This window comes from Streptomyces sp. D2-8 (assembly GCF_023184515.1).
Taxonomy (GTDB): Bacteria; Actinomycetota; Actinomycetes; order Streptomycetales; family Streptomycetaceae; genus Streptomyces.
In genome coordinates this window covers 280299-290297 of the sequence record NZ_JAAHBP010000012.1, presented here as the reverse complement: position 1 = coordinate 290297, position 9999 = coordinate 280299, and the positions used below count along the sequence as shown (strand labels likewise).

Here is a 9999-nt window from a genome sequence, read left to right as displayed (position 1 = left end):
TTGAGAGGGTAAGGCTCCCAGTAGACGACTGGGTTGATAGGCCGGATATGGAAGCACGGTAACGTGTGGAGTTGACCGGTACTAATAGGCCGAGGGCTTGTCCTCAGTTGCTCGCGTCCACTGTGTTAGTTCTGAAACCACGAACAACCAAAGTGCCGGTTGTCAGTTTCATAGTGTTTCGGTGGTTATAGCGTAGGGGAAACGCCCGGTTACATTCCGAACCCGGAAGCTAAGCCTTACAGCGCCGATGGTACTGCAGGGGGGACCCTGTGGGAGAGTAGGACGCCGCCGAACAATCATTGAAAGGGTTGGACCCAGAACTTCGGTTCTGAGTCCAACCCTTTTTTGTTCCGCGTCACTTGAAGTTCACGTTGCGCAACCAGCATTCACAGCATGGGTACTGCTGCAATGCTCAGGGCCGCCGGTGTCGGACTCGGTGACGAGGTCGTCGTGCCGGCCTTCGGGAACGTCGAGGTCGCCGAGGCCGTGGCCACGGCCGGGGCGCTGCCGGTGTTCGCCGACATAGACCCCGCCAGCTACTGCCTCGACGCCGCTGCTGTGGAAGCGACGGTAACCTCGCGGACCGCGGCCGTGGTTGTCGTACACCGCTTCGGCCGGCTCGCGGACATCGCGCGGCTGCACGCCCTCGGACAGCGGCACGGACTGCTGGTGCTGGAGCAAGGGGAGTCCGAGGCGCCGTACGACGAGATAGCCCAGCGCAGGGAGCGGGCGTCCTATCTCGACGCCAAGCTGCGGGGTGTGCGGACGCCGGACGACGGCGACGGGCACACCTATCAGCAGTACGTCGTGCGGGTTCCGGGCAATGGGCGACCCGATCGGGACGCCTTCGCGCGGGCGGTGCGGGCCAGGGGAGTTGATTGCCGGGTGCCGGTGAAGACGCCCGTGCACAGGCTGCCCGAATTCCGGCGGTGTGTTTCGCTTCCGGAGACCGAGCGGGCTTCGGACGAGACCCTTGCGCTGCCCGTGGACGCGTCACTGACCAAGCGGGACATGCAGAGGGTCGTGTCCGCCTGCAATGCCCTCGGAGGGCTGCTGCAGCCCGCCTTCTGACGTGGTTGGGAGCACGGGTCTGTTCGGGGTATGATCTATTCCGTTGCCGCGGGGGAGACCTCGCAAAGCAACAGGCCCCTATAGCTCAGTCGGTAGAGCGTCTCCATGGTAAGGAGAAGGTCAACGGTTCGATTCCGTTTGGGGGCTCCACCAAAAAGGCCCCACCCTCACGGGTGGGGCCTTTTGCGTTTCCCTAGTCCTTGTGGAGGCCCGGGACGCGCATCGCCAGGATCGCCATGTCGTCCGAAGGGGCGTCCGACGCGAAGCGTTCCACCGCGCGCATGATGCGGGCCGCGACCGCGCCGGCCGTCAGACCCGTGCAGGTCGTGAGGACGTCGGCGAGGCCGTCGTCGCCGAGCATGCGAGCACCCTCTCGGCGTTCGGTGACGCCGTCCGTGACGCACAGGAGGACATCGCCCGGGTCGAGGGTGACGGTCTGCTCGTAGAGCTCCAGGTCCTCGATGACGCCGAGGAGCGGCTGGGGTTCCGCGGCCGGTTCGACCGTGCCGTCCTGGCGCAGGCGCAGCGGGAGGGGGTGGCCGGCGCACACCACCTTCAGTTCCGCGCTGCCGTCCTCCTGCGGGCGCATCTCGCCGTAGAGGAGCGTGAGGAAGCGACTGCGGGCGCCTTCGTCGAGGATGGCGGAGTTGAGACGCTCCAGGACCGTCGGGCCACTGAGACCCTCGCGGGCCAGAAGGCGCAGGGCGTGACGGGCCAGGCCCGTGACCGCTGCCGCGTTCGGGCCCGTGCCGCAGACGTCGCCGATGGCGAAACCGTAGGCGCCGTCGCGGATGGGGAAGACGTCGTAGAAGTCGCCGCCGACCTCGTTGCCCTCGCCGGCGGCGCGGTAGATGACCTCGACCTCGACGCCGCCGATCACGGGCAGCTCCGGGGGCAGGAGGCTGCGCTGAAGGGCCTGGCTGATCGCCGTGCGCTCCGAGTAGAGGCGGGCGTTGTCCAGGGCCAGGGCGGCCCGGCGGGAGAGGTCCTCGGCCAGTTCCAGGATCTCCTGGCGGAAGTGCTCGTCGGTCGGCTTGCCGAGCGTCAGCATGCCGATGACACGGTTACGGGCGACCAGGGGGAGGACCACTGTCTCGCCGCCGACGGCGGAGGCCGTGGCGAGGGTGGGGCCGATGCCGGTCGTGATCTGGCGGGTCGGGCTGCCGCTGAGGCCGAGGCTGCGCATGGAGCTGCGCAGTGCCGCCTGGTGGGCCACCTCAGCGGGTGTCGTCCACACGCGGGCGCCGGGGGTGGGGACCGGGTCGGGCGGGGGGACCTTCGACAGCAGGGACTTGATGCCGTCGATGAGTTCCTCGTCCTCGTGCAGGACGTAGGAGAGGTAGGGCTCGGAGGCCTGGTCGGCGATCGTGTAGACGGCGCACCAGGTGGCGAGGGTCGGGACCGTCATCTGGGCCATCAGGGCCAGGGTCTGATCGCGGTCCAGGGTGCCGGCCAGCAGGTCGGACGCCTCGACGAGGAAGCTGAGGGAGCCGCGGCGCAGGCGTTCCAGTTCGCCCAGGCGGGCCGATTCGACGGCGAGGGCGATGCGGTCGGCGGCGAACTGGAGGCGCAGGGCCTCCTCGTTGGAGTATCTGGCGGGGGCTTCGGCGGCGACGCCGAGAGAGCCGGTGAGGCGGCCCTCGACCTTCAGCGGGACCGTGACGACCGAGCGCATGCCGGTGCCGTTCAGCAGCGGTACCGCGCCGGGGACCGCGGTCAGGTCGTCGTGGACGGCGGGCATGCGGGCCGAGCCGTAGCGGCCGGGCCCGGCTTCGACGGGGACGCGGGCGAAGCGCTGGCGGGCGGAGGGGAGGCCGGTGGAGGCGCGAACCTCCAGTTCCGTCTCGTCGTCGGTGGCCAGCAGCAGGAACGCCGAGTCGCCGTCGAGCATGTCGCGGGCGCGTTCGACCGTGCGCTGGAGGAGACCGTCGAGGTCGTCCGGGGCGGGGGAGCCGATGAAGACCTCGAAGGGGTCGGTGCTCTGGCCCTCGGAGCCGGTCGAGGTGTCGGAGGCGGGCACGCGCAGAGGGGTCTGCAGAACTGCCCGTTCGTGGTCCCGTACCAGGAGGCACACGGTTGACGGTTCGCCGCCGGTGTCGCGGACACGCAGGTGGGAGGCGTAGACGGGGGTGACGCGGCCGGTGGCGGCGCGGATGCCGTAGCTGCCTTCCCAGCGGGAGAGCCGGAGGGCCTCCGCGATGCCGGTGCTGGTGCCGGGGGTGTGCGGCCAGGCCGCGAGGTCGGTCAGGGGCTTGCCCGTGACCTGCTCGGCGGGGTAGCCGAAGAGTTCCTCGGCGTCCTCGTTCCAGGCGGAGATGTGGCCGGTGCGGTCGATCTGGATGACGGCCACGCGGACCCGGCCGTCGGCGAGGGGGAGGAGCTCGGAGGGGAGGGCCGGTCCGGCCGCGCGGGTGCCCACCGTGCGGGCCGGCAGGTCCAGTTGGAACCAGACGGTCTTGTGGGTGGGGGTGTACTCGACGCCCCAGCGGCCGGCGAGGGCCGCGCACAGCTGGAGGCCGCGGCCGCCTTCGCGGTCGGGGCTGCCCATGTTGATGGCCGTGCCCTGGAGGGGGATCTCGCGTTCGGGGTAGCGGTCGGCCACCTCGATGCGTGCGCCCTCGTCGCTGCGCAGGCACAGCACGTCGGCGGAGGTGCCGGCGTGGACCACGGCGTTGGTCACCAGTTCGCTGGTGAGAACGACGGCGTCGTCGACGATGTCGGCGAAGCCCCAGCCCTGGAGGGTGTCGCGAACGAAGGAGCGGGCGCTCGCGACAGATCGCCCGACGGGCTCGAAACTGGCGGCCGCGCGCGCGGTGATCACAGAACTCCTCGACCGGTTCTCGACGTGCTGGGCTGCGTGACCGACCGGCTCGCTCCGCTGTTGCGGCAGGCTGCCCGTCGGCCGGGGGTCCGGGGGCTGTCCCCCAGGGATCAGTCCGGTGGTCATGTGTGTGCGGCCGCCCCTCCGATGCCCGCTCGTCTTCGTGCCACCGCCCAGGCCGGACGGACCGGCGCGGCTGGACAGCCGGATGCAAGGTTACTTACCTTCGCGGTCCATGCGGATGCCGGTCTGCAGTGTTTCCGTCCGGAGGGTGTGCGGACGATGTGCGAAGCTGCCGAACTGTTATGGCCTGGTTCGGCCAGGGTGAAACACTGGGCAAGCTTCTTGTGAAGGTCCGGGCAGGCTGTGTGCCCGACACCGACCTTGGGCAGCAGCCCCCCTGGGAACGGCCTGGTATGCAGGGCAGAGAATACGCAGTAGTAACTGGTACGCCGAGCGTGGTACCCGAGCACAGCAGTGACGGTCGACCCCTGCGGGAGGGACACAGTGGAGTCTGGCGCAGCGACGCGTGGCAAGAAGGCGCGCGCGAAAGGCGGACAGTCCCCGATCAACCAGGGCAAGGTGCGCAGTGGCACGACCGAGGTGGACACGGCGGCCCTGAACCGGCTGATGGCGGCCCTGGTGTCGATGCGGGACGGCAACTTCCGCAAGCGGCTCACGGTGTCCGGGGACGGCGTGATGGCCGAGATCGCGGCGGTCTTCAACGAGGTGGCCGACCGCAATCTGCACCTGACGGGTGAGCTGTCGCGGGTGCGGCGGATGGTGGGCCGCGAGGGCAAGCTCACCGAGCGGCTGGAGACGGGTGCCTGCGAGGGCTCCTGGGCGACCGCGATCGACAACTCGAACGCCCTGGTGGACGACCTGGTGCGGCCGGTTTCCGAGGTCGGCCGGGTGCTGTCCGCGGTGGCGGAGGGTGATCTGTCGCCGCGGATGGAGCTGCGGACGCAGGTGCCGGACGGGAACAGTCAGCCGCTGCGGGGCGAGTTCCTGAAGGTCGGGCGGACCGTCAACAACCTGGTCGACCAGCTGTCGACGTTCACCGACGAGGTCACGCGTGTGGCCAGTGAGGTGGGCACCGAGGGCAAGCTGGGCGGGCAGGCTCGCGTACGGGGCATGTCGGGTTCATGGCGGGACCTCACGGACTCCGTCAACACGATGGCGTACCGGCTGACGGCCCAGGTGAGGGACATCGCGCTGGTGACGACGGCGGTCGCCAAGGGTGATCTGTCCCGGAAGGTCACGGTTCAGGTGGCCGGCGAGATGCTGGAGCTGAAGAACACCGTCAACACGATGGTGGACCAGCTGTCGGCGTTCTCCTCCGAGGTGACCCGGGTGGCCCGTGAGGTGGGCACCGAGGGTGCGCTGGGCGGTCAGGCTCAGGTGCCCGGGGTCGCGGGTGTGTGGAAGGAACTCACCGATTCGGTGAACACCATGGCCGGGAACCTCACGGCCCAGGTGCGCGGGATCGCGGAGGTGACGACCGCGGTCGCCAACGGTGATCTGTCGCGGAAGGTGACGGTTCCGGCGCGGGGCGAGGTCGCGCAGCTCGCCGAGACGATCAACCAGATGACCGAGACGCTGCGGATCTTCGCGGACGAGGTCACGCGTGTGGCCAACGAGGTCGGGGCCGAGGGGCGTCTGGGCGGTCAGGCGAACGTACCGGGCGCCGCGGGGACGTGGAAAGATCTCACCGATTCGGTGAACACGGTCTTCCGGAATCTGACCACTCAGGTGCGGGACATCGCCGCGGTGACGACGGCGGTGGCCAACGGCGACCTGTCGCAGAAGGTCACGGTCGACGTGGCCGGCGAGATGCTCGAGCTGAAGAACACCGTCAACACGATGGTCGACCAGCTGTCCGCCTTCGGTGCCGAAGTGACCCGTGTGGCGCGAGAGATCGGTGTCGAGGGTGAACTGGGCGGCCAGGCCCAGGTGCCCGGCGCGGCGGGGACGTGGAAGGACCTGACGGACTCCGTCAACACGGCGTTCCGGAACCTCACCGGTCAGGTGAGGAACATCGCCCAGGTGACGACGGCGGTGGCCAACGGCGACCTGTCGCAGAAGGTCACCGTCGATGTCTCCGGCGAGATGCTCAAGCTGAAGAACACCGTGAACACGATGGTGGACCAGCTGTCGAGCTTCGCCGACCAGGTGACGCGGATGGCCCGGGACGTGGGCACGGAGGGCCGCCTGGGCGGTCAGGCCCGGGTGGACGGGGTCTCGGGCACCTGGAAGGAGCTCACCGACTCCGTCAACTCGATGGCCGGGAACCTCACTTCTCAGGTACGCAACATCGCGCAGGTGACGACGGCCGTGGCCCGGGGTGACCTGTCGCAGAAGATCGACGTCGACGCGCGCGGCGAGATCCTGGAGCTGAAGAACACCATCAACACGATGGTCGACCAGCTCTCGGCCTTCGCCGACCAGGTGACCCGGGTCGCGCGCGAGGTGGGCACGGACGGCCGCCTGGGCGGCCAGGCGCAGGTGCCGGGCGTGGCCGGTGTGTGGCGCGACCTGACGGACTCCGTGAACGGCATGGCGTCCAACCTGACCGGCCAGGTCCGCAACATCGCCCAGGTGGCCACGGCCGTGGCCCGGGGTGACCTGTCCCAGAAGATCACCGTGGACGCCCGCGGGGAGATCCTGGAGCTGAAGAACACCCTGAACACGATGGTGGACCAGCTGTCGTCGTTCGCCGAAGAGGTCACGCGAGTGGCCCGTGAGGTGGGTACGGAGGGCATCCTGGGCGGTCAGGCCGAGGTGCAGGGCGTCTCCGGCACCTGGAAGGACCTCACGCAGTCCGTGAACGGCATGGCGAACAACCTGACCATCCAGGTGCGCAACATCGCCGAGGTCACGACCGCGGTGGCCCGGGGCGATCTGTCGAAGAAGATCACCGTCGACGCCAAGGGCGAGATCCTCGAGCTGGTCACGACCGTCAACACGATGGTGGACCAGCTGTCGTCCTTCGCGGAGCAGGTGACCAGGGTGGCCCGCGAGGTGGGCACCGAGGGCATCCTGGGCGGCCAGGCGCACGTGCCGGGTGTCACGGGCATCTGGAAGGACCTGAGCGACAACGTCAACCTGATGGCGAAGAACCTCACCACTCAGGTGCGCAACATCTCCCAGGTCTCGGCGGCGGTCGCCAACGGTGACCTGACGCGGCAGGTGACCATCGAGGCGCGCGGTGAGGTCGCGCAGCTCGCCGACACCATCAACACGATGGTGAAGACGCTGAGTTCGTTCGCCGAGCAGGTCACCAAGGTGGCCCGTGAGGTGGGCACGGACGGCATCCTCGGCGGCCAGGCGCACGTACCCGGTGTGGCCGGTACGTGGAAGGACCTGACCGAGTCCGTGAACCAGATGGCGTCCAACCTGACCGGTCAGGTGCGCAACATCGCCATGGTGACCACGGCCATCGCCAAGGGTGACCTGACGAAGAAGATCGACATCGACGCGCGCGGCGAGATCCTGGAGCTGAAGACGACCATCAACACGATGGTCGACCAGCTGTCGTCCTTCGCGGAGGAGGTCACCCGGGTCGCCCGCGAGGTGGGCACGGAAGGGGCGCTCGGCGGCCAGGCACGCGTGCGTGACGTGGACGGCACCTGGCGTGACCTGACCGAGTCGGTGAACGAGATGGCCGGGAACCTGACCCGGCAGGTGCGTGCCATCGCGCGCGTGGCGACCGCGGTGACCCGCGGCGATCTGAACCTGAAGATCGACGTGGACGCGTCCGGGGAGATCCAGGAACTCCAGGACTACATCAACAAGATGATCGCCAACCTGCGCGACACCACGATCGCCAACAAGGAGCAGGACTGGCTCAAGGGCAACCTGGCCCGGATCTCCGCGCTGATGCAGGGCCGCCGCGACCTCGAGGACGTGGCGTCGCTGATCATGAGCGAGCTGACGCCGGTCGTCTCCGCGCAGCACGGCGCGTTCTTCCTGGCGATGCCGCTCGTCGACGGCGAGGACATGAGCGCCGCGGACGACGACCAGTACGAGCTGCGCATGCTCGGCTCGTACGGCTACTCGATGGGCTCCATGCCGACGTCGTTCGAGCCCGGTGAGGCGCTGATCGGGACGGCCGCCACGGAGAAGCGCACGATCCTCGTGGAGAACGCGCCCAGCGGCTACCTGAAGATCTCCTCGGGGCTCGGTGAGGCGCCGCCCGCGCAGGTGATCGTGCTGCCGGTGCTGTTCGAGGGGAAGGTGCTCGGGGTCATCGAGCTGGCGTCCTTCACGCCGTTCACGCAGATCCAGAAGGACTTCCTCAACCAGATCGCCGAGATGATCGCGACGAGCGTCAACACCATCTCCGTCAACACCAAGACCGAGCTGCTGCTGGCGCAGTCGCAGGAGCTGACCGAGCAACTGCGTGAGCGGTCGGCCGAGTTGGAGCAGCGGCAGAAGGCCCTCCAGGCGTCCAACGCCGAACTGGAGGAGAAGGCCGAGCTGCTGGCCCAGCAGAACCGCGACATCGAGGTGAAGAACACCGAGATCGAGGAGGCTCGGCAGGTCCTGGAGGAGCGCGCCGAGCAGCTCGCGGTGTCGATGCGTTACAAGAGCGAGTTCCTCGCCAACATGTCGCACGAACTGCGTACGCCGCTCAACTCGCTGCTGATCCTGGCCAAGCTGCTCGCGGACAACGCCGAGGGAAACCTCTCCCCGAAGCAGGTCGAGTTCGCCGAGACGATCCACGGGGCCGGTTCGGACCTGCTCCAGCTCATCAACGACATCCTCGACCTGTCGAAGGTCGAGGCGGGCAAGATGGACGTCTCCCCGACGCGGATCGCGCTCGTCCAGCTCGTGGACTACGTGGAGGCCACCTTCCGGCCGCTGACGGCGGAGAAGGGCCTGGACCTGTCGGTGCGGGTCTCGCCGGAGCTGCCCGCGACGCTGCACACCGACGAGCAGCGGCTGCTGCAGGTGCTGCGCAACCTGTTGTCGAACGCGGTGAAGTTCACCGACTCCGGTTCGGTGGAGCTGGTCATCAGGCCGGCGCGGGACGACGTGCCGCAGAGGATCCGGGAGCAGCTGCTGGAGACCGGGTCGCTGACCGATCCGGACGCCGAGCTGATCGCGTTCTCGGTGACCGACACGGGGATCGGTATCGCGTCGAGCAAGATGCGGGTGATCTTCGAGGCGTTCAAGCAGGCCGACGGCACCACCAGCCGCAAGTACGGCGGTACGGGCCTCGGACTGTCCATCTCGCGGGAGATCGCGCAGCTGCTGGGCGGTGAGATCCACGCGCAGAGCGAGCCCAGCCGTGGCTCGACGTTCACGCTGTATCTGCCGCTGCACCCCAGCGAACTGCCGCCGCAGGGCTACCAGCAGCAGCTGCCCGCCCTGGAGGCCGGCGACCTGGTGGCGTCGACGTCCGAACCGTCCGAAAGGTCGGACGTGGAGGCCGATGCGCCGGCCGAGGTGACGTCGTACCGCGAGACGCAGAACGGGCCGGCCGCTCTGTTCCGGCGGCGCCGCAGGATGCCGGCGCTGCCGCCGCGTCCCGCGCAGCTGGAGCAGTGGACGCCGGCCGAGCAGGAGCCGGCGCCGAGGCCGCACCGCGGCATCCGGTTCGGCGGTCAGAAGGTCCTGATCGTCGACGACGACATCCGCAACGTCTTCGCCCTGACCAGCGTCCTGGAGCAGCACGGCCTGTCCGTGCTGTACGCGGAGAACGGCCGCGAGGGCATCGAGGTCCTGGAGCAGCACGACGACGTGGCGGTCGTGCTGATGGACATCATGATGCCCGAGATGGACGGGTACGCGACGACCACGGCGATCCGCAGGATGCCGCAGTTCGCCGGGCTGCCGATCATCGCCCTGACCGCGAAGGCGATGAAGGGCGACCGCGAGAAGGCGATCGAGTCGGGCGCTTCCGACTACGTGACGAAGCCGGTCGACCCCGATCACCTGCTGGCGGTGATGGATCAGTGGATGCGAGGGGAATGAGGGGAACGTTGGGCAGTTGCGCGACCATGACGGGAAGGTTCGGTGTTCACGCGGAGTTGCCGACTCGGTGTGCGCATAGTCGTGTAGAAGTACATGATCCGGGGAACCTTCTGGTCTCCTGCTGCGTT

Annotated in this window: 3 protein-coding genes, 1 tRNA gene and 2 rRNA genes; 5 read left to right on the top strand and 1 reads right to left on the bottom strand. The window is 68.5% G+C overall.

Going from position 1 to position 9999, the window contains the following annotated elements; genetic code table 11:
* The 4 genes from G3I77_RS22555 to G3I77_RS22540 all read left to right on the top strand — a co-directional run.
* Positions 1-105: ribosomal RNA gene (locus G3I77_RS22555) — 23S ribosomal RNA — on the top strand; the annotation flags it as partial.
* Positions 106-177: 72 nt separating this feature from the next.
* Positions 178-294, top strand: a 5S ribosomal RNA gene (gene rrf / locus G3I77_RS22550).
* 114 nt (positions 295-408) lie between these two features.
* A complete protein-coding gene (locus G3I77_RS22545) occupies positions 409-1071 on the top strand; it encodes a DegT/DnrJ/EryC1/StrS family aminotransferase (RefSeq protein ID WP_248506550.1) in 663 nt (220 codons plus the stop codon).
* Between the two features lie 74 nt (positions 1072-1145).
* Positions 1146-1221: transfer RNA gene (locus G3I77_RS22540), tRNA-Thr, on the top strand.
* Between the two features lie 43 nt (positions 1222-1264).
* Here G3I77_RS22540 and G3I77_RS22535 read toward each other — a convergent pair.
* Positions 1265-4018, bottom strand: a complete 2754-nt coding sequence (locus G3I77_RS22535) for a SpoIIE family protein phosphatase (protein ID WP_248506526.1) — start codon at positions 4016-4018, stop codon at positions 1265-1267.
* Positions 4019-4399: 381 nt separating this feature from the next.
* On the opposite strand from G3I77_RS22535, the gene G3I77_RS22530 reads away from it, so the two are divergent.
* Positions 4400-9871, top strand: a complete 5472-nt coding sequence (locus G3I77_RS22530) for a HAMP domain-containing protein (RefSeq protein WP_248506524.1) — start codon at positions 4400-4402, stop codon at positions 9869-9871.
* Positions 9872-9999 lie beyond the last annotated feature (128 nt).